The sequence below is a fragment of the Mesorhizobium sp. B1-1-6 genome (assembly GCF_006443035.1).
Lineage (GTDB): Bacteria > Pseudomonadota > Alphaproteobacteria > Rhizobiales > Rhizobiaceae > Mesorhizobium.
This window is the reverse complement of the sequence record NZ_VFWR01000003.1, coordinates 485,403-508,792: the sequence shown is the minus strand read 5'-3', so window position 1 is coordinate 508,792 and position 23,390 is coordinate 485,403. Positions and strand designations below refer to the sequence as shown.

The following is a 23,390-nucleotide window of genomic DNA, read 5'->3' as shown; positions in this document are numbered from 1 at the left end:
CATGACATCGACACTTCTGCGTGGCCGCACGCTGTCCTTCGTGCGCTGGCCTGAAAGCATCGATGATCATTCCGCCTGGCGCTACGAGGAGGATGGCGGCCTGCTGATCCACGACGGCGGGATCGTCGCTGCGGGCGCTTACGTCGATGTTGAAAGGAAGGCAGGCGAGACAACGAGAAGGATCGATCACCGGCCGCATCTGCTGCTTCCGGGCTTCATCGATGCCCATGTGCATTTCCCGCAGATGCAGATCATCGCCTCCTACGGCGCGGAACTGCTCGATTGGCTGAACGCCTACACTTTCCCGGAGGAGACGAAGTTCGCCAATGCGCAGCATGGCCGGCGCGTCGCGCGGCTGTTCCTCGACGAGATGGTGCGCCACGGCACCACGACGGTTGCCGCCTACTGTTCCGTGCACAAGGCCTCCGCAGAAGCTTTCTTCGCCGAGTCGCATGACCGCAACATACTCAACATCGCCGGCAAGGTGATGATGGACCGCAACGCGCCCGATGGCGTGCTCGACACGCCGCAATCGGGCTATGACGACAGCAAGGCGCTGATCAAGGAGTGGCACGGCAAGGGCCGGCAGCTTTATGCCATCACCCCTCGCTTCGCGATCACCTCGTCGCCGGAGCAGATGGAGATGGCCGGCGCGCTATGCCGCGAATACCCCGACCTGCACATCCAGACGCATCTGTCGGAAAACCATGCCGAGATCGCCTTCACGCAGGAGCTTTATCCGTGGTCGCGCGATTACACCGACGTCTATGAGCATTACGGGCTGTTGGGTAGAAAGAGCCTGCTCGGCCATTGCATCCATCTGTCGGAGCGGGAAGCGGACGCGCTTTCGGACAGCGGCTCCGTAGCCGTGTTCTGCCCGACCTCGAACCTTTTCCTCGGCTCCGGCCTGTTCGATTATCAGCGCTACCGCACCCGCGATAAAGCCCTCCGCATCGCCGCCGCCACCGATGTCGGTGGCGGCACCAACTATTCCATGCTGCGCACCATGGACGAGGGCTACAAGGTGATCGCGCTGAACGGCGAGAAGCTGAACCCGTTCCAGTCCTTCTGGCAGGTCACGCGCGGCAACGCCGAGGCGCTGTCGGTGGCGCAAAGGATCGGCACGCTGGAGGAAGGCACCGATGCCGATATCGTCGTGCTGGACGCCAGGGCGACGTCGTCGATGCGGCTCAGGATGGAGACCGTCGAGACGCTGGCGCAGGAACTCTTTCTCTTGCAGACGCTGGGCGATGATCGCGCCGTGCGCGAGGTCTATGTGGCGGGTCGGCCGGCAAAAACCGATTTGGCAATTTAGAACGTGACGGCGCGTTCCTTGCTTGACCCGGGCTTGACCCAGCGGCAACCATCCGTCAAAGCGTGCGGCGACGTTGAAAGGGGAACGACATGGCCGTTGCCGAAGACATCGCTCTGATCAAGAGACAGGAGGAAGTCCTTGTCTTTCCCGCCTTCGACGAGGCAGTCGCGTTCAGTGTCGGGTCCGCGATCCGCGACAGGGCGCTCACCGAGAATCTCCCGGTCATAGTCGACATCAGGACCTTCGACCGGCCGCTGTTCTACGCCGCCATGCCGGGCTCGAACGCTTCCAATCCCGACTGGGCGCGGCGCAAGATCAACGTCGTCAAGCGGTTCCTGAAAAGCACTTACCGCATGGTGCTGGAACAGCAGCGCCCCGACCGCACTTTCAAGATCGGCGAGGGCCTGGATATTGCTGACTACGTGCTGGCCGGCGGCGGCTTTCCCGTCACGGTCAAGGGTGTCGGGGTCATCGGCGTCATCGCCGTCTCCGGGTTGCCGGAGCGCGAGGATCACGGCGTGGTGGTCGATGCGCTGTGTAATCATTTGGGCCTCGACAAGCGCGAACTGGTATTGCCGCCGGAAGAAAAATCGTGACATCGGCGCCGCCCCTCATCCGCCTGCCCGTCCTTCGCAGCAGCTGCGCTGTAGCTGCTGCGGGTGGAAGTGAAACGCTCCACCGCTGGCTATCCCCCTATGCCCGTTCTTCACGGGGAGAGGGTCGGGGTGAGGCGCAACGTCAGCTCTGCAAGAATGCGCGAAACGCTGCTGGCTGCCGGATATGACCATTCTCGATCCCAAATCCTTCCTCACCTCCATCTTCAACGCCGCCGTCGCCGCCGCCGATCCGGAAAAGACCATCCGCTATCATTTGCCGGTCAGGCCCAAGGGCCGCACCATCGTGATCGGCGCCGGCAAAGGCTCGGCGCAGATGGCGGCGGCCTTCGAGAAAGCATGGGACGGCCCGCTCGAAGGACTGGTCGTCACCCGCTACGGCTATGACGCGAAATGTGAGCGCATTGAGATCATCGAGGCGGCGCATCCGGTGCCGGACGCCGCCGGGCTCGAGGCTTCGCGGCGGCTGCTCGGGAAGGTGCAAGGGCTGACCGCCGACGATCTGGTGGTGGCGCTGATTTCCGGCGGCGGTTCGGCGCTGCTGCCGTCACCGGCAACCGGCCTGACATTGGCCGACGAGATCGCCGTCAACGAGGCGCTGCTGGCGTCGGGCGCGCCGATCGCGGCGATGAACACCATCCGCAAGCATCTTTCCACCATCAAGGGAGGCCGGCTGGCCGCCGCCGCCTGGCCGGCCAAAATGGTGTCGCTGGTTGTCTCCGATATTCCCGGTGACAATCCGGCGCTGGTCGCATCCGGCCCGACCGTTCCCGACACCGGCAGCCGGGCGGATGCGCTGGCGTCGATATCAGCCTACGGCATGAACCTGCCGGCCTCGGTCATGGCGCATATCAATTCACCGGCCGCCGATGCACCAATTCCCGGGGATGAGCGCTTTTCGCGCAACGAGGTGCATCTGATCGCCTCCGCCGGCGTGTCGCTCGAAGCAGCCGCAGCGGAAGCGAGCCGACAGGGCATGGAAGCTGTCATTCTCTCGGATGCCATCGAAGGCGAAGCCCGCGAGGTGGGCGGGGTTCACGCGGCCATCGCGCGCGAAGTAGCGACACGCAATCGGCCTTTCTCAAAGCCGGTGCTGATCCTGTCCGGCGGCGAGACCACGGTGACGCTGCGTGCCAAGGGGAAAGGCGGCCGCAACTCCGAATTCCTGCTCGCCTTCGCCATCGGCATCAATGATGTGAAGGGCATTCACGCCCTGGCCGCCGACACCGACGGCATCGACGGCTCGGAGGACAATGCCGGCGCCTTCGCCGATGGTTCCACGGTCGCGCGCATGCGCGCGGCCGGCATCGACGCCAAGGCGATGCTGGCAGGCAACAATGCCTGGACGGCTTTCAACGCGGTCGGCGATCTGTTCGTGCCCGGTCCGACCGGCACCAATGTCAACGATCTCAGGGCCATCCTGATTCGCTAATCGTTTGGATCAGGCAGCCATCAGCCGCTTCACCTGCTTCATGTCGTCAAGGAACCGTTCTCGCTCGGCCTCCTTGTCCGCACGGTCACGGATGCGCAGGATGAAGGATGGATGGATGGTGATGAACACACGCATGCCATCTTCCCGCTCGATCGCCTGGCCGCGCATCTTCGTCACCGGAACCGCCTTGCCGAGCAGCGACAATGCCGCCGTTGCGCCAAGCGCCACGGCAAGGTTCGGTTTGATCAGTCCGAATTCCTGGTCGAGCCACCAGCGGCACGCCTGAATCTCGCCGGCGTTCGGCTTGGAATGAATGCGACGCTTGCCGCGCGGCTCGAACTTGAAGTGCTTGACCGCATTGGTGACGTAGACTTTCTGGCGGTCGACCCCGGCGTCGTCCAGTATGGCGTCGAACACCCTGCCGGCCGGGCCGACGAAGGGAGCGCCGGCGAGATCTTCCTGATCGCCGGGCTGCTCGCCGACGAAAATCACCTTGGCGCCGTCAGGCCCTTCGCCGAACACGGTCTGCGTCGCATCGCGCCACAGCGGGCAGCGGTGGCAAGCCTTCGCTACCTCACGCAGCTCCGAGATCGAGGTGACATCTGGCAGTGGCTCGTCGGACGGCCCGGAAATGCGCCTGGCCGGCCTCTTCGCTTCATGCGTTTGGCCTGTGGTCGCCATCATCCTGTCCTGTCGGTTCTGACACTGAAATGGACGGGAAGGGCGATGGTTCCTCCGAGGGCTCAGACCTCGTGCAGATAGAGGTGATAGTCCAGCTCGCTGACCGTGCGCGCCACGCGCAGGTATTCGGACTGCTTGATCGCCACGAAGGTGCGGTGCAGGTCTTCGCCAAGCGCGCCTTTGAGGAAGCTGGACGCTCTGGCCGCCTCGATCGCCGCGCGCCAGTCGACCGGCATGGTCGTGCGCGTCACCGCCGCCTCATAGCCGTTTCCGGTCGTCTCGGGGCCGGGGTCGAGGCCTTCGTCGAGCCCTTTGACGATGCCGGCAAGCACGGTTGCCGCGATCAGATAGGGGTTGGCGTCGACGCCCGACGGCCGATGCTCGATGCGCCGGTTCCTGGCGTCGCCCGCCGGCACGCGCAGCGCCACCGACCGGTTGTTGACGCCCCAGGTCGGCGCCACCGGTGCATAGGATTGGGAGACGAAGCGCCGCCAGGAATTGGCGTGCGGCGCAAACACCAGCATCGATTCCGCCATGGTCTGGATCAGGCCGCCCAGCCCGCGCAGCAGTGGCAGCGACCAACTCTCGCCACCGGCCTCCGAAAAAACGTTTCGGCTAGCCTTGTCCTGCAGCGAGACGTGGAAATGCATGCCGGAGCCGGCATATTTCTCGATCGGTTTGGCCATGAAGCAAGCGGTGACGCCATGGCGGCGCGCCTGCGCCCGAACCAGCCGTTTCAGCATGACGAGGTCGTCGGCCGCCCGCATCACATCCTTGCGGTAGTTCAGCGTCAATTCGTACTGGCCGGGCGCATATTCGGAAATCACGGTCTCGGCCGGAATGCCCTGTGCCTTGGCCGCGGCATAGATGTCGGTAAACAGCGGCTCCATGCCGTGCAGATGGTCGACCGAGTAGACCTCGGTCTTGCCCGAGACGCGGCCATCCAGCACGGCGTGCGCCGGCTGCACCTTGCCGTCGCTGTCGCGCTCATTGGCGAGGAGAAAAAATTCGAGCTCGAAGGCGCCGGCCGGGTACAGCCCCTTGGACGCCAATATGTCGACCTGCCTTGCCAGCGCCAGCCGCGGGTCCGATGACATCGGCGCGCCGTCGAGATGATACATCGCCATCAGCACCTGGCCGCGCGGCGGGTTGGTCCCGTGGAGCGGCACCAGCGTGTCAGGAATCGGCCAGGCGCGCAGATCGCCGTCGCCGGTGGTCCAGATCAGCCCGGTCTCGTGCACGTCCTCGCCGGTGATGTCGAGGCCGAGGATCGAGATCGGCATGTGCCGGCCGCCTTCGAAGATGGCTTTCAGCTCGTGCCGGCGCACGATCTTGCCACGGCCGACGCCGTTGGCATCGGTCAGCACGATATCGAAGGCTTCGATCTCAGGATGGGCGTCGAGAAAGGCCTGCGCCTCGGTGGGCGTCGAGCCCGAAGGTGAAGTCATGATGGAGCCCGGCCTGGCTTGCGCGCCTGTCTGTTCGGTGGCTTGTCTCATGCCGCAAGCTCCGCCGCAACTGCGCCGAAGGCGGTGATCAGCCGGTTGACCTGGGCGCCAGTGGTCGCCGGAGAGATCAGCATCATATTGTGGAAGGGCGCGATAAGCACGCCGCGATTGACCAGCGCGACATGGATGGCGGCTTCGAGTTCCGGCGCGTGCGCGGCCTCCGCCTCCGCCCCATTGCGCAGCGGGCCCGGCGCGCAGATGAATTCGACGCGGGCGCCGACGCGGGCGACATGCCATGGCAGGCGGTAGCGGTCGATGACCGTGGTCAGCCCGGCATCGAGCCGCCGCGCCAGATGATCCATGCGGTCGTAGTTCTCGGCCGTCATCACTTCTTCGAGCGCGGCGCGCATCGCGGCGAATTGCAGAGGATTGGCCGAGAGCGTCGTGCCCATGCCGGAATAACCCGGCTCTTTCGTCCTGTTGTAGTCGGCGTAGCGCGAGGCGACCTCTTCGCTCATGCCCCATACGCTTGCCGGTACACCACCGGCGATCGGCTTGCCTAGCACGAACAGGTCCGGCTCCAGCCCGTATTTCGCGGAATAGCCGCCCGGTCCGGTCGAGATCGTGTGTGTCTCGTCGATCAGAAGCAGCGTGCCGGCCGCGCGGGTCAGCTTTCGCAGCGCCTCGTGGAAACCGGGATCGGCCAGCACCATGCAGGAATTGGTCAGCACCGGTTCGGCGATGACGCAGGCGACATCCTTGTCCCTGAGCGCTGCCTCCAGCGCGGCAACGTCGTTGAACTCGATGACCTTGGCCGTGCGGGTCAGGTCGCGGAATTCTCCGGCCAATCCGGGCCGGTTGGCCGGCTTGCCGTCGATCAGCCGCACCATCGTCTCGTCGACAGAGCCGTGATAACAGCCGTTGAAAACCAATATCTTTTCTCGCCCGGTGACGGCGCGGGCAACGCGCAGCGCGAAGCGGTTGGCATCGGTCGCCGTCGTGGCGATCTGCCAGAACGGCAGGCCGAAGCGCTGTTGCAGCAGCGGTCCAATGGCGAGCGCATCTTCCGAAGGCAGCATGTATGTCAGGCCGCGTCCGGCCTGCCGGCGGATGGCGCGCGCTATCGCCGGCGGCGAATGGCCGAACATCGATCCGGTGTCGCCGAGGCAGAAATCGTCGAGCCTGTTGCCGTCGATGTCGGTGATCGTAGCGCCTTTGGCGCTCTCGACCAGGATCGGAAACGGCGTCGGCCAGTCGTTCATCCAGTGCATCGGCACGCCACCGAAGAAGCCGGGCAGGCCGTTGCCGGCCTTGGCCTGCGATTTCGGCCGCGCCTTGCGGAAGCTGGCGCCTTCGGTATCCCGCAATGCGGCAATGCGGTCGCGGCTGACGCCGCCAATGGACGTGTGGGCGCTGTGCATGAAACCCCTCTCTGGCGCAGTAGTGGAGTAGTGGGGTAGGCGCTCAACGGCCCGGATGCTCTAAACCCGCTCCCATATTGCCCTACTCCCCTACTCCCCTAACCCGTGATGTCGATAACGCCGCAGTCGCCGGCGGCACTGCCGAAGGCGATGCGGCGTTCTTCCCTGTCCCACATCATCGAGGTGATGGCGCCCTTGCCGGGGCGACGCAACAGCACTTCCTTGGCGTCGGAAAAACGCACCGCCATCACCATGCCGTCCTCATAGCCGATGGCGACGACATCCTGGCTCGGATGGCAGGCGACTGAGGTCACCATCGCATTGCCGCGCGTACCGAGTTCCAGCGGCGCCTTGCCCATTGGCCCGTCCTTGCCTGAAAACGGCCAGACGATCGCCGCCGGCGCGCCGGAACTCGCCAGCCACTTGCCTTTCACGCTCCATGACAGGCTTTTGACCTTGGCGGGATAGCCGCTCATGCGCATGTGCTTGCCGTCCGCCAGCTTCCAGCCGTGCAACGCGTTTTCCTGCATGGTGGTGACCAGGAAGGCGCCATCCGGCGAGAAGGTGATGCCGGTATGGGCGCCGGCCCATTCGAGCTCCACCGGCTTGCCCTCGGCGGCCGGGAAATGCAGCGTCGCGCCATTGTAGCGCGCGACGCCGAAGCGCATGCCCTTGGGCGAAAATGCCAGCCCCTCGACCGAACGCGGATGGGCGAACTCTTTTGTGTGGCCGTCGGCAAAGCGCACATAGGCGGTCTTGCCTGTAGCGTAGGCGATGGCGCCTTGCGGGCCAGCGGCGACGCTGGTGACCCACTTCTTGCCCGCGCTCGCCAATTCCTTGGCCTCGCCGCCCGCTTTCACCGCAAACACCTTGCCGTCTTCGCCGCCGGTGAGCAGCCGGTCATTGGCGGCATCGTGGAAGGCCGCGAGCAGCCCGTCATTGGCCTGCACCGTCTTGTGGCCATTGTCGAGCCGATGGACGGTGCCGTCGGCCAGCGCGAAATGCGGCACGTCGCGGAGGAAGGCGGCGGCAAGGCAATGGCCTTCGAGATCAAGCGGGGCGACGGTCGGCATGTAGGACAGGTCCATTCCAGATTGTTGCTGGTCGTCTCGGGAGCCGCCAGCGCGCCAGGCGCGGCCCCACCCTCTCCCGCAAGGGGAGAAGGAAGAGCGGGCAGCGCTACCGCCATAAAGTCCGGAAATCAAGCGGCCTGGCAGGCCTCGAAGCTCTTCTTCAGCCGTTCGGCGTCCAGTTCGCGACCGATGAACACCAGCCGGCTCTCATGCTTCTCGCCGTCTTTCCAGGCGCGCTGGTGGTCGCCCTCGATGATCATGTGCACGCCCTGGATGACGTAACGCTCGTCGTCGCCCTTCAAGGCGATGATGCCTTTCAGGCGCAGGATGTTCGGCCCCTCCATCTGGGTGACCTTCTCGATCCAGGGGAAGAATTTCTTCGGATCCATCTCGCCCCCGCGCAGCGAAACCGACTGCACCGTGACGTCATGGATGTCGGATGGGTGCGCGTGATGGTGGTGCCCATCGTGGTCATGATCGTGCCCGTCATGATCGTGGTGGTGATGATCATGGTGGTCGTCATGCGCCTCGAGGAAATGCGGGTCGTTCTCCAGCGCCCTGGACAGGTCGAAGGCGCCGCGGTCGAGCACTTCCGACAGCGCCACGCCGGCGCGGGTGGTGCGATGGATCCTTGCGGCCGGGTTGATGGCGCGGATCGTCGCTTCCACCTTGGCCAGTTCTTCTGGTGTGACGAGGTCGGTCTTGTTGAGCACGACGACGTCGGCGAAGGCGATCTGGTCCTCGGCTTCCTTGGAATCCTTCAGCCTGAGCGGCAGGTGCTTGGCGTCGACCAGCGCCACCACGGCGTCGAGCTTCGTCTTGGAGCGCACGTCGTCGTCCATGAAGAAGGTCTGCGCCACCGGCACCGGATCGGCGAGACCCGTGGTCTCCACCACGATGGCGTCGAAGCGGCCGGGCCGGCGCATCAAGCCCTCGACGACGCGGATCAGGTCGCCGCGCACCGTGCAGCAGACGCAGCCATTGTTCATCTCGTAGATTTCCTCGTCGGACTCCACGATCAGGTCGTTGTCGATGCCGATCTCGCCGAATTCGTTGACGATGACGGCGTAGCGCCTGCCGTGGTTTTCCGACAGGATGCGGTTGAGCAGCGTCGTCTTGCCGGCGCCGAGATAGCCGGTCAGAACGGTTACGGGGATCTGCGTCTGTGCGTCGCTCATGGCTTGCCTCGAATGGATGGGCCTTGAAAGATTTCGGCCTCGAAAGGGATTGTCGGCTCCATATAGGATGCGCGGCGGGCTTTTGCACGAGGCAAACCGCGAATGGCTGCGGTCCAATCCATAGGTCAGCGTCTCGTCGAACTAGGCGGCTGGCGGCGCCCTGCAGGCCATGCGGTATCGGTGCGCAAAAAGAGCCTGTGGACGGCCACGGCGGGCCGATCCACCGCAATCGCTTTCGCGAAAAGTCGTTTGTCATCTAACTGAAATAATCATCTGGCATTAGCCACGGCGGGTACCGCAATGCTTGCCGGCAAAGCTGTTTCAGGCGCCGGAATCTTTTTTGATCGTCGATTGCCAACCGGCCGGCTGCGTCTATGCTGCCCGCACCGGTATGGCCGAAGAGGGATGACCATGGCCAAGGCGGACAAGACTGCGACAATGAGCCGGCTGCATTCGGCGGCAAGGCTGGCAAGAACAGCGCTTGCGGCACGGCTGCTGGCGCATGGCTTCTATGCCGGCCAGGACCAGATCATGCTGGCGCTCGACCGCGAGGACGGCCAGACCCCGGGCAATCTGGCTGGCCGGCTCGGCGTGCGCCCGCCCACCATCACCAAGACCATCAATCGGCTGCAGGCACAGGGCTTTCTGCAAAAGCGCGCCTCCGACGCCGATGCCCGCCAGGCGCATATCTTTCTCACCGACACCGGTCGCGAGACCATCCGCGCCATCGAAAAGTCGGTGAAGAAGACCGAAAAGCAGGCGCTGAAGGGCCTCGACAAGAAGGACCAGAAGGCACTGTTCAAATTTCTTGCCCGCATCGAGGCCAATCTTTCGAACGAAGACCTGGCCTTGATCGACGACGACGCCGAGTCGGACGACTGACCGCCGGTTGCGGTGATCAGGCCACCGCGGCGGACCCACGGATCAGCGAAGACCAGCGTCCCGGCGTCATGCCGAATGCCTTCTTGAATTGCCTGTTGAAGTGGCTTTGGTCGCTGAAACCGGCTTCGGCCGCGATCTGTGCCAGCGGCTCGCCGGCGGCGATCATGCGCCGCGCGCGCTGAAGCCGGCGCATCAAAAGGAAACGATGCGGGCTAGTGGAGAAAGCGGCGCGGAAATGCCTGGACAAGGCATAGCGGTCGAACCCGGTAACCGCCTCCAACTCGTCGGATCGCACGGGCCGGGCAGAGTTTTCCGTGAGATAGTCGCGCGCCAGAGCGGCCGCCCGCCAGGCCGTTCCCGGCACCGCTCTCGCCGGCTGGCCGGCATGGCGGGCGAGCCCTTGCATAAGTTGCGCCAGGAAGTCGGCGACGAACAACTCGTCGAGTTCCTCCTCCAGTGGACCCAGCGCCGAAAGCAAGGTCGCGCGCAGGCGTTCGTCCGCCACCACGGCTTGCCTGACGAAAGGCAACGATGCGCCGCCGAGGCAGTCCAGCATCAGCGACGGTTCCAGATAGAGGATCCGGTAGCGCAGCCCGTCCTCGGTTCCCGCGCCGCCATCATGCAGTTCGTCGGGATGCAGGACGATGATCTGGCCAGGCAGGCTATGCCGCACCGCACCGCGATAGCGAAAGCTCTGTATGCCTTGCAGCGTCACCCCGATCGCATAGGTGTCGTGGCGATGCAGGTCGAAGGCGCTGCCCTGGAACCGCGCCTCGATGCGCTCCATGCCGGCGGGGTCGCGGGCGGCAATGATGCAGTTTTCCGAAGCCTCCGCGCACAAACGTCCAAGACCCTGGAACGCCTGGCTGCCTAGATCGAGCGACATCGCTTCCTTTCGCCTTGAAAGGGGCATAACCACGAATGGTCACTGTCTCATGTTCGATACGAAATTTGCAATCGTGCTCAGGGATGATCTGCCGGTCTGGCAAAAACTCAACGTCACAGCATTCCTGACCAGCGGCGTCGTCGCGCAGTTCCCCGATCTCATCGGCGAGCCCTATCGTGACCGCGCCGGCAATGTCTACAACCCGCTGTCGATCCAGCCCGTCATCGTGCTGTCCGCCGACCAGGCGACACTCGGCGCAATCCACAGCCGCGCCCTGGAGCGCGGAGTAACGAGCTCGCTCTATGTCGAGGAGATGTTCTCGACCGGGTTCGACGCCGCCAACCGCGCCGTCTTCGCCGAATTCGCGCCGGAAGACGCCAAGGTTGTCGGCATTGGATTGCGCGCCGACAAGAAGACGGTCGACAAGATCACCAAGGGCGCTCGCATGCATCCCTGACGGCGCCGGCCTGAGCCTGTCGGCGCGTCTTGTTGTGCCAGCCGCTTTTGGCTTGCCGCACGCCCGCAATTGCCGCAAAGGTGGGCCTCAGCCCAGCTTTCCATTCGGCCTGCAAGTGAGTGCTCCCCAAACATCTTCAGAAAGCGCGACGCCGCCGGTGGCGATCCTGTGCATGCTTTCCACCTATGTCTTCTTCACCTTTCTCGACACCAGCAGCAAATACCTCGTCCTAGCCGGCGTCTCCGCGCTTGTCGTCGCCTGGGTGCGCTTTGCCGTGCATGTCGTGCTGGTCGGCGCGCTGTTGCGCGGCTGGCGTGAACCGGCGCGGTTCCGTCCGGCCAACCTGCCGGCTCATGTCCTGCGCGGGCTGTTCCTGTTCGGCTCGACCATCTTCAACGTGCTGGCCCTGCGGTCCCTGCAACTGGCCGAGACGACATCGATCTATTTCTTCGGGCCGATGGTCATCACCGCACTTGCCGGCCCGCTACTTGGCGAATGGGCGGGCTGGCGGCGGTGGCTGGCGATCCTGGCCGCGTTCGCCGGGGTTCTGATCATCACAAGGCCGGGAGTCGGCGTTTTCGGCATCGGCCACCTGTTCGCGCTCGGCTCGATGCTGTCGAACTGCTTCTATGTGATCATGACCCGGCGCATGTCGGCGACCGAGACATCGGAAAGCCTCATCCTGTTTTCGGCACTGGCCCCGGCGGTGGTGCTCCTGCCCATGCTGCCGTTCTCGTTTTCCCTGCCGCATGATGGCTGGCACTGGTTCATCCTGCTCATGCTCGGCGTCTTTGGCGGCGTCGGTCATTGGCTTCTGGTGCAGGCCTATCGCATGGCCACCACCACCGCGCTCGCCCCCTATCCCTATTCGCAGATGGTGTGGATGATCCTTTCCGGGCTGATCGTCTTCAAGCAGTTCCCCGACCGCTGGACGCTCGTCGGCGCCGCCGTCATCGTCGCCAGCGGTCTCTACATCGTTCATCGCGAGCACCGGCTGCGCCTGCGCAATCGTGCGGTGCTGGACGTCGAGGCGGAAGCGCTGGCAAAAAAACTTTGATTTAGCCTCGAAGGGTGGCATAAGGCCGCCTTTAAACAGTTTAAAAAACGACGGGGGAGCGGAAGGCTGGCACAGAAGATCAAGCTGTCGACGATCGCGGATGCGCTCGGCGTGTCCACGGCCACGGTATCGCTGGCGCTGCGCGACAGCCCGCTGGTCGCAGGCGGCACCCGCGACCGCATCAAGGAACATGCCCGCGCCATCGGTTACATCTACAACCGCCGTGCCGCCAGCCTGCGCACCTCGCGTTCGGGCATTGTCGGTGTCGTCGTGCATGACATCATGAACCCGTTCTTCGCCGAGATCCTGCGCTCGATCGAAAGCGAGCTCGACCGCAGCCGCCAGACCTTCATCCTGTCCAATCACTACGACCAGCTCGAGAAGCAGCGCACTTTCATCGACACGCTGTTGCAGCTCGGTGCCGACGGCGTCATCATGTCGCCGGCCATCGGTACTCCGGCCTCGGATATTCTGATGGCCGAGGAAAACGGCCTGCCGGCGGTGCTGATCGCGCGCACCGTCGAGGGCGCCGACGTGCCGGTTTTTCGCGGCGACGATGCCTATGGCACGGGGCTTGCCACCAATCACCTGATCTCGCTCGGCCACAAGCGCATCGCCATGATCGGCGGCACCGACCAGACCTCGACCGGCCGCGATCGCTACCAGGGCTATGTCAACGCCATGGAGGCCGCCGGGCTGGAAGTGCGGCCGGCCTGGCGCATCCCCGGCCCGCGCACCAAGCAGGCTGGCTTCGAGGCCGCCGGACAGTTTCTGGCCCTGAAGGACAAGCCGACAGCCGCCTGCTGCTGGAACGACCTCGTCGCCATCGGCCTGATGAACGGCATCGCGCGCGCCGGCCTGGTGCCCGGCCTGGACATATCGGTCACCGGCTACGACGATCTCGAGGAGGCGGCAATCGCCACGCCGGCGTTGACCACCGTGTGGAACGGTCAGCGCGAGGTTGGCCGCCGCGCCGCCAGCGCCCTGCTCGACAAGCTGAACGGGCAGACGGTGCGGCCCTCGCAGGAACTGATCAAGCCGGAACTGCATGTGCGACAGTCGACCGGCAAGCCGGTGGAGCGTGCATGACAAAGCCCGAGCAACTGCAAACCGTCGCCATCCTGGTGCCGGGGCATTTCAACGACCACGCGGTCGAGCGCATCGACCGGACATTCAGGCGTGTCGGGATCGAGCGCGCCGAGCCGTCCCTGGTCACCGATGATATGCGCGACAACGTGCGCGCCATCGCCTCGTTCGGCGGCATCAGCGCGGCCTTCATGGATGCATTGCCCAAGCTTGAGATCGTCGCCAGTTTCGGCGTCGGCTATGATTCGGTCGATGCCCGCCACGCTGGCGATCACGGCATCATGGTCACCAACACGCCGGATGTGCTGACCGAGGAGGTCGCCGACACCGCCATCGGCCTGCTGATCAACACCGTGCGCGACCTGCCGCGCGCCGAAACCTGGCTGCGCGACGGCAGCTGGCAGCGCAAGGGCAACTATCCCTTGAGCCGGCTTACCTTGCGCGGCCGCAGCGCCGGCATTTTCGGCATGGGCCGCATCGGGCTCGCTATTGCCCGCCGGCTGGAGGCGTTCGGATTGCCCGTCGCCTATCACAACCGGCGCCGGGTCGAGGGCCTGTCCTATCCCTATCATCCGACGCTGAAGGGCCTCGCCGAAGCAGTCGACACGCTGATTTCGGTGGTCCCGGGCGGCGCCTCGACGGAAAAGGCGGTCGATGCCGAGGTACTGTCGGCGCTTGGCGCCAACGGCGTCTTCGTCAATATCGGGCGCGGCAGCACGGTCGACGAGGCGGCGCTTGCGACAGCCCTCGCCAAGGGCACTATCGCCGCCGCCGGGCTCGATGTCTTCGCCGACGAACCGAACGTGCCGCGGGCGCTGCTTGACGCGACCAATGCCAGTCTGTTGCCGCATGTCGGTTCGGCGTCGGAGCACACACGTCGCGCCATGGCGGATCTGTGCGTCGACAATCTGGTGTCCTGGTTCAGTGAGCGCCGGTCGATCACACCTGTGCCCGAGACCGCGCATGTGAAGGCGCGCGGCTGAGCGGTCGGGCTGCATATTTATTAACGTCAGCTTAACCCTTTGAAATCATTCTTCATCCTGTCCGTACGCATGGATGAGGATCACCATGAAAACGCTTTCCGTACTGATCGGAGCCGCCGCCCTGTTTGGCGGCGTTCAGCTGTTTCATGGCGGCACTGGCGAAAGCGTCGCTGAAGAGGCCGCGCCGCCCGACACCTACAGGCTGGTCGCCAATGGTGATGAGGGGGGTTGCGCAATCAAACGCGGCGCCACCGTTTCGGACGGCCTGTCGCTTTTGACGGTGGCTCCGAACTGCCGCCGACTCATGCCAGGCATCGAGCGGGCGAAATTCTGGCGCGAGCAGGAGGACGGCACGGTCGCCTTCAGCGTCAACGGCGTCGATCCGATCGTCACCTTCGCGGTCGCCGATGGCGACGGATTCGAATCCTACGCTCCCGCACTGCCGCTGCTGTCGCTGGCGGCCGCCGGGGACCCGAGCACCGACGACTGACTACTCCGCCGCCGCGCGGGCGCCGGCTTTGGCAGCCGCATGCAGGCGAACCGCGTCGCCGAAGGCCCGGAAGATCTTGGCCGAGTTACTATCCGACTTGACCCAGTATTCGGGATGCCACTGGACGCCGACCGCGAAAGCGCGGGCATCCTTTACAGAGACCGCCTCGACGGTGCCGTCGTCGGCCACGGCTTCGATCTGCAGCTTCGAACCAAGCCGGCCGATTGCCTGGCGGTGCAACGAGTTGACCTTCATGTCGCCGGCCCCAAACACACCGGCCAGGCAACTGCCCGCCTTGATCGAAACGGTCTGGTGAATCGCGAAACGTTCGTCCTGATTGTCGCTCACCGGCGCGCGGTGGTCGAGCGAGCCTTCACGCTCCTGGATTTCGGTGCCCAGCGTGCCGCCCAGCGCCACGTTCATCTCCTGGATGCCGCGGCAGATGGCAAGCAGCGGCACGCCACGCTCGATCGCCTTGCGAATCAGCGGCAAGGTGGTGGCGTCGCGTGCCGGATCATACGGGCCGTTCGCCTCGCTGGCATCGCCGCCATAGAGCGAGGGGTCGACGTTGGATTTCGAGCCGGTCAGCATGACGCCGTCGACCGACGACAGCAGCTCATCGAAATCGAGCCGCTCGCCGAACGAAGGCACCAGCACCGGAAACACGCCGGCGCCGGCGATCGCCGCCTCCAGATATTGCTGTGGGGCGGCATGCCAGGTGTAGTTGTCGAATTGACGGACGTCGGTCGATATGGCGACGAGCGGCTGCTGCATTTTGGCTTTGTTTTCCATCTGGGCCGGGGAATCCTGCCTTCAAAATAGGCGATCCCAGCACATTTTTCCATGACAAGTTTCGGTCCGTCGGATGGGCCACCAAACGGCCCGTTAGACTATAGTTGCAAGGCCCTGCGCACACGCCGTCAAATCAGGCCGCCACGCTGGACTCGACTCCTTGCCCGTGTATTGTTTCGCCCAGCCGTGCGGGGCATCGAGCATGCGCCGCACGTCGGTTTGTTGATCCAAAAGGGAGGACTTCATGGATCGTCGTTCATTCATCCGCAAGGCCGGGACGACCGGCGTTGGCGCCGCCGCGGCCGCCGCCACGCTCGCCGCGCCGGCCATAGCCCAGTCCAATCCAAAGGTGACCTGGCGGCTGGCGTCGTCCTTTCCCAAATCGCTCGACACGATCTATGGCGGCGCCGAGGTCTTCTCAAAGATGCTTTCGGAAGCCACCGACGGCAATTTCCAGATCCAGGTCTTCGCCGCTGGCGAACTGGTGCCCGGCCTTCAGGCGGCCGACGCCACGACCGCCGGCACGGTCGAGGCCTGCCACACGGTGGCATACTATTACTGGGGCAAGGACCCGACCTGGGCGCTGGGCGCGGCGGTTCCGTTCTCGCTTAACGCGCGCGGCATGAACGCCTGGCACTATCATGGCGGCGGCATCGACCTGTTCAACGAATTTCTCGCCACGCAAGGCTTGTTCGGCCTGCCTGGCGGCAATACCGGCGTGCAGATGGGCGGCTGGTTCCGCAAGGAGATCAACACGGTGGCCGACCTTTCCGGCCTCAAGATGCGCATCGGCGGCTTCGCTGGCAAGGTTGTGCAGAAGCTCGGCGTCGTGCCGCAGCAGATCGCCGGCGGCGACATTTACCCGGCGCTCGAAAAGGGCACCATTGACGCAGCCGAATGGGTCGGCCCCTATGACGACGAGAAGCTCGGCTTCTATAAGGTTGCGCCCTACTACTACTATCCAGGCTGGTGGGAAGGCGGCCCGACCGTCCACCTGATGTTCAACAAGGCGAAATACGAAGAACTTTCGCCGACTTACAAGTCGCTGCTGCATACCGCCGCGCAAGCCGCCGATGCCAACATGCTGCAGAAATACGACTATCTCAATCCTGCGGCGGTGAAGCGGCTGGTGGCCGGCGGCGCCAAACTGCGTCCGTTCAGCCAGGAGATCATGTCCGCATGCTTCGAGAAGGCCAATGAGGTCTACGCCGAAATGGAAGCCTCGAACGCGCCGTTCAAGAAGATCTGGGACTCGATCAAGGGCTTCCGTAAGGAGCACTATCTCTGGGCGCAGGTGGCCGAGTACAATTACGACACCTTCATGATGGTCCAGCAGCGCAACGGCAAGCTGTAAGGTTTTTCTGCCTTATTTCGAAGACCCCGGACTCGGTAGTCCGGGGTTTATTCGTTGGGCGTCGGTGCTGGAAACATCGATAGTCGAAGGCGTCGAAACTTGCGCCGCAGCGCCGGGGGTCGAACGGGTTCGAAGCGACAGCGGCACTCAGCCTCGGTCCGGCACCACCACCACCTTGACCTCGCCGGCGGCAGGCGGGTTGGCGATTACCGCGGCGGCCTCTTCCAGCGGCACCTGCCTGGAGATCAGCCGGTCGATCTCGATCGCGCCCGAAGCGATCAGCTCGGCGGCGCGGCGGTGCGTGTAGGGATTGAGGAAGGAGCCGAGAACCTTCAACTCGCGAAACAGAAGATCGAAGGGCTCGAACGCCGCCTTCATGCCTTGCGGCACCACGCCGACAATGACGACCGTGCCGCCGGCCCTCGCCAGCCGCAGCGACTGCTCGACCGTTTCCTGGACACCGGCACATTCGAGCACCACGTCGACACCGCCGGGCACCAGTCCCGCTGGCCCGGAGATGGCATCGATGACGTCGGCGGCGCTTGCGTCGACCGTTGCCGTCGCGCCGAGCTCCTCGGCCAGTGCGCGCCGTGAGGCCTGTCGCGTCGACAGGATGATGGTCGTCGCCCCTGCAAGCCTTGCCAGTTGCACTGTGAGCAGGCCGATCACGCCGCCGCCAAGTATGGCGACCGAGGAGCCGGGCTTGATCTCGGCCAGATCCACGCCGTGGAGACAGCAGCCGAGCGGCTCGCAGAAGGCGCCGTGCGTCGGCTTCAAGTCCGCGGGCAGGATGAAGGCCTGTTTTTGCGGCAACACGACGTAGTCGGCGAAACCGCCGTCGCGATGGATGCCGATGGCATTGAGATTGCTGCACAAGTTAACGCGGCCGGCATGGCAATGGCGGCAGCGTCCGCAGGCGATGTTGGGGTCGCCGGTGACGCGGTCGCCGAGCGAGAAGCCGCTCACCGAATGTCCCATTGCCTCGACGATGCCGGAGAACTCATGGCCGGGTGTTACCGGCGGCCGGCAGGGAAACTCGCCGTGGAAGAGATGCCGGTCCGTGCCGCAGACGCCGCAGGCCTCGATGCGCACCAGCAGATCGTCAGGCCCGGGAACCGGCTCGGCGACCTCGCGCAGCGTGATGCTGCCAACCGCTTCCAGCCGTACCGCTTTCATGGTTTTGCGACCTCCGGCATCAGTTGAAATTCGGCGGCTGCGACAGATCCGGCTGTGGTGCCGCCGGTTTGGCGGGCGCCGTGTCGCCGAAGTTCGGCGGTTGCGACAGGTCGGGCGCGGCAGGCGCGGCGGGCGGCGCGGCGCCAGTGGCGGGTGCGGTTCCGGTACCGGCCGGCGGCGTGCCGAGCGGCGTCAGTCCCGGCACCTCCGGCACCGTATAGTCGATCGTGCCGGAATCGACCGCTGTGCCCTTGTAGTGCATCACCATTTGCGGGAAGGCGATGGTGAGCCCGATCATGATCACCTGGATGCAGACGAACGGCACGGCGCCCCAATAGATCTGGCCCGTGGTCACCGGCGCGATCTGCTTGCCGGTCAAGCGGTCGAGATAGGGCACCCGGGCGGCGACCGAGCGCAGGTAAAACAGCGCGAAGCCGAAGGGTGGATGCATGAAGCTGGTCTGCATGTTGACGCCCAGAAGCACACCGAACCAGATCAGGTCGATGCCGAGCTTGTCGGCGGCCGGTGCCAGCAACGGCACGATGATGAAGGCCAGTTCGAAGAAATCGAGGAAGAAGGCAAGCACGAAGACCAGAATGTTGACGCCGATCAGGAAGCCGACCTCGCCGCCCGGCAGCGAGGTCAGGAGATGCTCGACCCAGATGTGGCCGTTGACGCCGTAGAAGGTGAGGGAGAAGACGCGCGCGCCGATCAGGATGAACAGCACGAAGGACGACAGCCTTGTCGTCGAAGCGAGCGCCTGCTTGACCACGTCGAGCGACAGCCGGCCTTTGATCGCCGCCATCGCCAGCGCGCCGACAGCGCCCATGGCGCCGCCCTCGGTTGGAGTGGCGATGCCAAGGAAAATGGTGCCCAGCACCAGGAAGATCAACGCCAATGGCGGGATCAGCACGATCACGACCTGCTGCGCCAGCCGCGACATCATGTTGATTTTCAGGCGCTGATCGGCGATCGCAACGATATAGATCACGGCCACGCCGATGCTGGCGCCGAGGATGTCGGCATTGTCGCCATGGGTCGGTGCGAGATAGCGGTAGGCCGCGTAGGAGATCGCCACCGTCGCCAGCAACGCCACCAGCAGCGACACGACGCCATGGCCGAGCGTGCGTGCTTCCAGCGGCAGCGCCGGCATCGAATTCGGCCGGACGATCGTCATGATCAGGATGTAGAGCATGTAGAGGCTGGTCAGCACGATGCCGGGGATCAGCGCGCCCGCATACATGTCGCCGACCGAGCGGCCGAGCTGGTCGGCGAGCACGATCAGCACCAACGACGGCGGGATGATCTGGGCGAGCGTTCCGGACGCGGCGATGACGCCGGACGCCAGCCGGCGGTCATAGCCGTAGCGCAGCATGATCGGCAGCGAGATCAGCCCCATGGCGATGACCGATGCCGCCACCACGCCGGTCGTCGCGGCCAGCAGCGCGCCGACGAAGATCACGGCATAGGCAAGGCCGCCGCGGATCGGCCCGAACAGCTGGCCGATCGTATCGAGCAGGTCTTCCGCCATCCCCGATCGCTCGAGCACGATGCCCATGAAGGTGAAGAAAGGGATCGCCAGCAGCGTGTCGTTCGACATCACCCGGCTGCCGTAGAAATTGTCCGGCAACGCATGCAGCAGCGGCCAGGCGAGATTGATCGAGCCGCCCGAATAGGGTGAGACCAGCACGCCGATGAAGAAGAACAAAAGTCCGTTGGCGGCGAGCGAGAAGGCGACGGGATAGCCGATCAGCAGGAAGAGGACCAGCGAGGCGAACATGATCGGCGCCATGTTCTGGGCGATGAACTCGATCACGAGCGCACCTCGTCGGCCAGTGCCTTGGCTTCGAGTTCCGCCTGCTCATGCGCCGATATGAACGGGGTCGGGTCGTCCATGTCGCCGCGCATGATGGCGATCTTCTTGATGATCTCGGAGATGCCCTGCAGCGCCAGCAGGAAGAAGCCGACCAGCAGGATCGCCTTTGCCGGCCAGATGATCAGCCCGCCGGAATTGTTCGACATTTCGCCGCTGCGGAACGACAGCGACACATACGGGACGAAATAGATCACCATCAGCGTCACGAACGGCATCAGGAAAAAGACATGGCCGAAAAGGTCGATCCAGTGCTGCACGCGGCGCGGGAACAGGCCATAGACGATGTCGATGCGGATATGGTCGTTCTGCTTCAGCGTGTAGGCCGCCGCCAGCATGAAGGCGGCGCCGAACAGGTACCATTGCAGCTCCAGCCACGCATTCGACGAGGTGTCGAACACCTTGCGGATGGTCGCGTTAGCGGCGCTCACCAGGATTGCCAGCAGGATCAACCACGATATCCATTTGCCGATGAACTCGTTCACACGGTCGATCGTCCTGGATAGAGCGAGAAGCCCTGCCATGCATTCCTCCCTTTTGTCCGAGGCGCGACGGCTCCCCCTTGTTTTACGCCGCGCCGCTGTGGCCTAACCGTATGCCGTGCGTGGCAGGACGGGTCAACACAGGAGCGGCGCTGTCAACGCGGTTGTGAGACGAGGAAGCCGACGAAGCGCAGGCCGACGGCGCACGGTTTGGGAACCCGGAACCGGCAGCCGGCAGGGTTCGTGGGGAAAATCAAAACCTTAAGGCGGTCGTTTCGTTTCCGAAACAAGCTTATCGGTGGCAGGCGTCATGCAACCAAAGTCTGATGCTGATCACGCGATCTTGGTCTGGTCGCGGCCAGCGCCGATCAGCACCAGCATGGCGACGAGGAACAGGTACATCCACGCGTCGCGCCATTCCACCGGGAAATAGCCGGCCCACAGCGACTCGGCCATGCCGAAGGCGGCAGCGCCCAGGGCCGCCCGCGGCGGCGAGAGATAGCCGCCGACCGCTGTCACGAACAGGATCTTGAGCCCGTAGACGAGGCCGGAACCGAAACTGACATTGCCGTAATAGAGGCCGGCCATGACGCCGGCCAGCGCGGCGCAGAAACCGCCGAACAGCACTGCGTGGCGGAACACGGCGCGCACGTCGACGCCGCACATGGCGGCCGCCTTGGGATCGTCGGAGACGGCGCGCCAGCGCCGGCCGAAATTCGAATGGGCAAAGCCCCAAGCCGCAAGCGCCACCGCCCCCAGCACCACGGCGCAATCGAGCAGCTGGATCAGCGTCAATGTCGCCTTGAAGCCGGCATCCTGCGCGAAAACGACAGGCTGCGCCAGCATAGGCGGCAGCCACAGATCATGCGTGTCGGCGGCGATGCGGCTTGCTTCCGACAAAACCAGCAGGATGCCAAGCGTGGTCACCACGATCGCATTGGGCGAGCGGTCGGCCAGCGGTTCGAAGACGCTGCGCGACAGGACGCGGCTGATGAGCGCGGCGTAGAGGAAAGCCGCTGCGACGCCGAGCACCACCGCCGCCGTCAGCGTCAGCCACAGCACCTGGTAGCCGAAGGCGGCGGTCAGGATCATCGTCTGTCCGCAAAAGGCGAACAGCGCGCCATAGGCCAGGTTGGTGCGGTGCAGGATGCCGTTGGTCAGCACATAGCCGAACGCCAGCAGCGCATAGAGTGCGCCTGAATGCAGCCCGTTCAGGACCTGCTGGAACAGATACAGCATGCAAAAATCCTCGGGGCATGTCGCCCAAAGCGCATAGCGGTTTTGGGACGACGATACGCTCCAGACAGAGAGCGGCAATACCCGCTTCAGGGCAGACTTGCATCGTCGAATCTAACTTGTCAAATGCCATTTATCGGTTAGATTTCGGACATGACGGTATCCTGGACCCCGCACCGCTTCACCGGCGGCCTGCTCGCGCTCGACACGGCGAACACCGTCGTGCTGCGTGCCGATCCCGAGAGGACCTTCGACCGTTTTGACGATCCGCGCGAGATCGCCCGCTTCGCGGACGCGGCGAGCGGCTTTCGCGCCGCCGAGCTTGGCGGCAGGCGGCTGGCGGTCTCCGCGCCGACTGCAATTGCGCCTGTCGTGCTGGCGATCCGCGAGGCGACGGACCGGTTGTTTCGCCACGCGGTGTCGAAAGGCACGGTCGCTACCGATCATCTCTCCGGCCTCCTGGCGGCCTGCGCCGACGGTCTTGCCGGCAGTCGGACCGAGATCGCAACGCCCGGAAAGCCGTTCGGCGATCCGGCAACGCCGATCGCTTTCGAGGCGGCGCTGGCGGTTTCCGCCTTGTCGCTGCTGCGCGAGGACACGGTCGCCAGGCTCAGGATCTGTCCCAACTGCACCTGGCTGTTCGTCGACCGCAGCCGTAATTCCAGCCGCCTGTGGTGCGACATGGCGGTCTGCGGCAACCGCCAGAAGGCAAGCCGCCACTATCGCCGCCGCAGGGCGGCCAATGAGGTCAACAATGTCCAGGATTAGCTCTCGTTCAGCCCTGCTCGGCATGGCGCTGATCGCGGCGATGGCGCTCGGCGCCTGCCGCGACACCGCCAAGGACGGTGAAGGCAAGTTGTTCGAGATTTCGGGCAAGATATTCGTCTTCAACTATCGTCTTGCCAGGGCGACCTATGTCGTGACGCTGCGGCCCCTGCGGCCGATGGGAGAGGGCCAGGTCGCGGTCGCCAGCTTCCAGGATCCGGCCGGCGGCGCGCCGTTGGTGGTCGAGCAGAAGGTCTGGCCCAAGCTCGACAAGGTGACGCTGGAGAGCCCGGCTTTGACCTGCGTCGTCAAGAACAAGCCTTATACGATCGCCATCGCTATCAAGGGCTCCGACGGCGCGGTCCTGCAGAAGATCGACACCACGCTGATGTCCACCGAAGACCAGTCCATCCTGCCCGACCGGCCGCTCGTCATTGACCAGCTCTACACCGCCAATCCCGATCTCGTCGGCCACCCCGACGGCAAGCTGCCGGGCGAGCCGAAGCCCGACTGCTCCAAGGGGACCTGACGCTCGCCGCCAAGCCGAAAAGCAAGCGAAATTTTCGTACGCCGGACATTGCTCGCGGGGCGATTTCATACCGGGCAAGAGATGACGGCGGATCGTTCGTTGCGCGTTGCCTGGCACGTCCGATTTCGTTTGACCTGTCTTGCAAGGGGAGAAAGGATGCGTCATCCGATCCCGACGCTG

Annotated in this window: 23 protein-coding genes; 12 read left to right on the top strand and 11 right to left on the bottom strand. The window is 64.5% G+C overall.

The genetic code is table 11. The features are described 5' to 3' along the window. Position 1: 1 nt before the first annotated feature. The 3 genes from guaD (at position 2) to FJ979_RS09010 (ending at position 3,361) form a co-directional block, all read left to right on the top strand. Positions 2-1,315 (top strand): guanine deaminase, encoded by a 1,314-nt coding sequence (gene guaD, locus FJ979_RS09020; protein WP_140580613.1) that lies wholly within the window; start codon positions 2-4, stop codon positions 1,313-1,315. 89 nt (positions 1,316-1,404) lie between these two features. Further along, on the top strand, positions 1,405-1,911 hold the full coding sequence (locus FJ979_RS09015; protein WP_140580611.1) for a heme-degrading domain-containing protein: 507 nt from the start codon (positions 1,405-1,407) through the stop codon (positions 1,909-1,911). Between the two features lie 184 nt (positions 1,912-2,095). Continuing rightward, complete coding sequence (locus FJ979_RS09010; RefSeq protein ID WP_140525599.1) at positions 2,096-3,361, top strand: glycerate kinase; 1,266 nt, start codon at positions 2,096-2,098, stop codon at positions 3,359-3,361. 9 nt (positions 3,362-3,370) lie between these two features. On the opposite strand, the gene FJ979_RS09005 is transcribed toward FJ979_RS09010, so the two are convergent. From FJ979_RS09005 to FJ979_RS08985, 5 genes are all read right to left on the bottom strand, one after another. Further along, positions 3,371-4,108, bottom strand: coding sequence for a UdgX family uracil-DNA binding protein (locus tag FJ979_RS09005; RefSeq protein ID WP_224647248.1), 738 nt, complete (start codon positions 4,106-4,108; stop codon positions 3,371-3,373). Beyond that, a complete protein-coding gene (locus tag FJ979_RS09000; RefSeq protein WP_140580650.1) occupies positions 4,105-5,490 on the bottom strand; it encodes a glutamine synthetase family protein in 1,386 nt (461 codons plus the stop codon). The genes FJ979_RS09005 and FJ979_RS09000 overlap by 4 nt, the downstream gene beginning before the upstream one ends. A 47-nt stretch (positions 5,491-5,537) precedes the next feature. Continuing rightward, a complete protein-coding gene (locus FJ979_RS08995) occupies positions 5,538-6,911 on the bottom strand; it encodes an aspartate aminotransferase family protein (RefSeq protein ID WP_140558757.1) in 1,374 nt (457 codons plus the stop codon). A gap of 98 nt (positions 6,912-7,009) precedes the next feature. Further along, complete coding sequence (locus FJ979_RS08990; RefSeq protein WP_140525596.1) at positions 7,010-7,984, bottom strand: WD40 repeat domain-containing protein; 975 nt, start codon at positions 7,982-7,984, stop codon at positions 7,010-7,012. A 128-nt stretch (positions 7,985-8,112) separates the two neighbouring features. After that, positions 8,113-9,162, bottom strand: coding sequence for a GTP-binding protein (locus tag FJ979_RS08985; RefSeq protein WP_140580609.1), 1,050 nt, complete (start codon positions 9,160-9,162; stop codon positions 8,113-8,115). A gap of 411 nt (positions 9,163-9,573) precedes the next feature. Here FJ979_RS08985 and FJ979_RS08980 point away from each other — a divergent pair, with 411 nt between their 5' ends. Further along, a complete protein-coding gene (locus tag FJ979_RS08980) occupies positions 9,574-10,044 on the top strand; it encodes a MarR family transcriptional regulator (protein WP_140525594.1) in 471 nt (156 codons plus the stop codon). Between the two features lie 16 nt (positions 10,045-10,060). On the opposite strand, the gene FJ979_RS08975 is transcribed toward FJ979_RS08980, so the two are convergent. Next, positions 10,061-10,930, bottom strand: a complete 870-nt coding sequence (locus tag FJ979_RS08975; RefSeq protein WP_140580607.1) for an AraC family transcriptional regulator — start codon at positions 10,928-10,930, stop codon at positions 10,061-10,063. 49 nt (positions 10,931-10,979) lie between these two features. Here FJ979_RS08975 and FJ979_RS08970 point away from each other — a divergent pair, with 49 nt between their 5' ends. The 5 genes from FJ979_RS08970 to FJ979_RS08950 all read left to right on the top strand — a co-directional run bounded on the left by FJ979_RS08970 (position 10,980) and on the right by FJ979_RS08950 (position 15,003). Next, positions 10,980-11,387: a DUF2000 family protein gene (locus FJ979_RS08970; protein ID WP_140580605.1), complete on the top strand. Its 408-nt coding sequence runs from the start codon at positions 10,980-10,982 to the stop codon at positions 11,385-11,387. Positions 11,388-11,559: 172 nt separating this feature from the next. Further along, a complete protein-coding gene (locus FJ979_RS08965; RefSeq protein ID WP_181165295.1) occupies positions 11,560-12,444 on the top strand; it encodes a DMT family transporter in 885 nt (294 codons plus the stop codon). Between the two features lie 66 nt (positions 12,445-12,510). Beyond that, positions 12,511-13,533 (top strand): LacI family DNA-binding transcriptional regulator, encoded by a 1,023-nt coding sequence (locus FJ979_RS08960; RefSeq protein ID WP_140501249.1) that lies wholly within the window; start codon positions 12,511-12,513, stop codon positions 13,531-13,533. Continuing rightward, entirely contained in the window at positions 13,530-14,513 is a 984-nt protein-coding gene (locus tag FJ979_RS08955; protein ID WP_140580602.1) for a 2-hydroxyacid dehydrogenase, read from the top strand. Before FJ979_RS08960 ends, FJ979_RS08955 begins: the two co-directional genes overlap by 4 nt. Before the next feature lie 85 nt (positions 14,514-14,598). After that, positions 14,599-15,003, top strand: a complete 405-nt coding sequence (locus FJ979_RS08950) for a hypothetical protein (protein WP_140580600.1) — start codon at positions 14,599-14,601, stop codon at positions 15,001-15,003. On the opposite strand, the gene FJ979_RS08945 is transcribed toward FJ979_RS08950, so the two are convergent. Further along, positions 15,004-15,795, bottom strand: coding sequence for a gamma-glutamyl-gamma-aminobutyrate hydrolase family protein (locus tag FJ979_RS08945; protein ID WP_224647246.1), 792 nt, complete (start codon positions 15,793-15,795; stop codon positions 15,004-15,006). It abuts the gene before it with no gap. 244 nt (positions 15,796-16,039) lie between these two features. On the opposite strand from FJ979_RS08945, the gene FJ979_RS08940 reads away from it, so the two are divergent. After that, positions 16,040-17,149 (top strand): TRAP transporter substrate-binding protein, encoded by a 1,110-nt coding sequence (locus FJ979_RS08940; protein WP_140501135.1) that lies wholly within the window; start codon positions 16,040-16,042, stop codon positions 17,147-17,149. 147 nt (positions 17,150-17,296) lie between these two features. Here FJ979_RS08940 and FJ979_RS08935 read toward each other — a convergent pair whose 3' ends face one another. From FJ979_RS08935 to FJ979_RS08920, 4 genes are all read right to left on the bottom strand, one after another. After that, positions 17,297-18,325 (bottom strand): zinc-dependent alcohol dehydrogenase family protein, encoded by a 1,029-nt coding sequence (locus tag FJ979_RS08935; protein WP_140580598.1) that lies wholly within the window; start codon positions 18,323-18,325, stop codon positions 17,297-17,299. A 19-nt stretch (positions 18,326-18,344) separates the two neighbouring features. Beyond that, complete coding sequence (locus tag FJ979_RS08930; RefSeq protein WP_181167623.1) at positions 18,345-20,141, bottom strand: TRAP transporter large permease subunit; 1,797 nt, start codon at positions 20,139-20,141, stop codon at positions 18,345-18,347. After that, entirely contained in the window at positions 20,138-20,722 is a 585-nt protein-coding gene (locus tag FJ979_RS08925) for a TRAP transporter small permease subunit (RefSeq protein WP_140501131.1), read from the bottom strand. The genes FJ979_RS08930 and FJ979_RS08925 overlap by 4 nt, the downstream gene beginning before the upstream one ends. A 291-nt stretch (positions 20,723-21,013) precedes the next feature. After that, positions 21,014-21,919, bottom strand: a complete 906-nt coding sequence (locus FJ979_RS08920) for a branched-chain amino acid ABC transporter permease (protein WP_140580596.1) — start codon at positions 21,917-21,919, stop codon at positions 21,014-21,016. Between the two features lie 150 nt (positions 21,920-22,069). On the opposite strand from FJ979_RS08920, the gene FJ979_RS08915 reads away from it, so the two are divergent. Together FJ979_RS08915 and FJ979_RS08910 are read left to right on the top strand one after the other, a co-directional pair. Then, positions 22,070-22,684, top strand: a complete 615-nt coding sequence (locus FJ979_RS08915) for a CGNR zinc finger domain-containing protein (protein WP_140580594.1) — start codon at positions 22,070-22,072, stop codon at positions 22,682-22,684. Next, positions 22,659-23,210 carry a hypothetical protein gene (locus FJ979_RS08910; RefSeq protein WP_140558751.1) on the top strand — a complete coding sequence of 184 codons (552 nt, stop codon included), beginning with the start codon at positions 22,659-22,661 and terminating at the stop codon, positions 23,208-23,210. The genes FJ979_RS08915 and FJ979_RS08910 overlap by 26 nt, the downstream gene beginning before the upstream one ends. The last annotated feature ends 180 nt before the right edge of the window (positions 23,211-23,390 follow it).

Bases quoted from the DNA above. Each gene is read 5' to 3' on its own strand.
- guaD (WP_140580613.1), top strand. From the start codon at position 2: ATGACATCGACACTTCTGCGTGGCCGCACGCTGTCCTTCGTGCGCTGG.
- FJ979_RS09015 (WP_140580611.1), top strand. From the start codon at position 1,405: ATGGCCGTTGCCGAAGACATCGCTCTGATCAAGAGACAGGAGGAAGTC.
- FJ979_RS09010 (WP_140525599.1), top strand. From the start codon at position 2,096: ATGACCATTCTCGATCCCAAATCCTTCCTCACCTCCATCTTCAACGCC.
- FJ979_RS09000 (WP_140580650.1), bottom strand. From the start codon at position 5,490: ATGACTTCACCTTCGGGCTCGACGCCCACCGAGGCGCAGGCCTTTCTC.
- FJ979_RS08995 (WP_140558757.1), bottom strand. From the start codon at position 6,911: ATGCACAGCGCCCACACGTCCATTGGCGGCGTCAGCCGCGACCGCATT.
- FJ979_RS08990 (WP_140525596.1), bottom strand. From the start codon at position 7,984: ATGCCGACCGTCGCCCCGCTTGATCTCGAAGGCCATTGCCTTGCCGCC.
- FJ979_RS08985 (WP_140580609.1), bottom strand. From the start codon at position 9,162: ATGAGCGACGCACAGACGCAGATCCCCGTAACCGTTCTGACCGGCTAT.
- FJ979_RS08980 (WP_140525594.1), top strand. From the start codon at position 9,574: ATGGCCAAGGCGGACAAGACTGCGACAATGAGCCGGCTGCATTCGGCG.
- FJ979_RS08975 (WP_140580607.1), bottom strand. From the start codon at position 10,930: ATGTCGCTCGATCTAGGCAGCCAGGCGTTCCAGGGTCTTGGACGTTTG.
- FJ979_RS08970 (WP_140580605.1), top strand. From the start codon at position 10,980: ATGTTCGATACGAAATTTGCAATCGTGCTCAGGGATGATCTGCCGGTC.
- FJ979_RS08965 (WP_181165295.1), top strand. From the start codon at position 11,560: ATGCTTTCCACCTATGTCTTCTTCACCTTTCTCGACACCAGCAGCAAA.
- FJ979_RS08955 (WP_140580602.1), top strand. From the start codon at position 13,530: ATGACAAAGCCCGAGCAACTGCAAACCGTCGCCATCCTGGTGCCGGGG.
- FJ979_RS08950 (WP_140580600.1), top strand. From the start codon at position 14,599: ATGAAAACGCTTTCCGTACTGATCGGAGCCGCCGCCCTGTTTGGCGGC.
- FJ979_RS08945 (WP_224647246.1), bottom strand. From the start codon at position 15,795: ATGGAAAACAAAGCCAAAATGCAGCAGCCGCTCGTCGCCATATCGACC.
- FJ979_RS08940 (WP_140501135.1), top strand. From the start codon at position 16,040: ATGGATCGTCGTTCATTCATCCGCAAGGCCGGGACGACCGGCGTTGGC.
- FJ979_RS08935 (WP_140580598.1), bottom strand. From the start codon at position 18,325: ATGAAAGCGGTACGGCTGGAAGCGGTTGGCAGCATCACGCTGCGCGAG.
- FJ979_RS08925 (WP_140501131.1), bottom strand. From the start codon at position 20,722: ATGGCAGGGCTTCTCGCTCTATCCAGGACGATCGACCGTGTGAACGAG.
- FJ979_RS08920 (WP_140580596.1), bottom strand. From the start codon at position 21,919: ATGCTGTATCTGTTCCAGCAGGTCCTGAACGGGCTGCATTCAGGCGCA.
- FJ979_RS08915 (WP_140580594.1), top strand. From the start codon at position 22,070: ATGACGGTATCCTGGACCCCGCACCGCTTCACCGGCGGCCTGCTCGCG.
- FJ979_RS08910 (WP_140558751.1), top strand. From the start codon at position 22,659: ATGAGGTCAACAATGTCCAGGATTAGCTCTCGTTCAGCCCTGCTCGGC.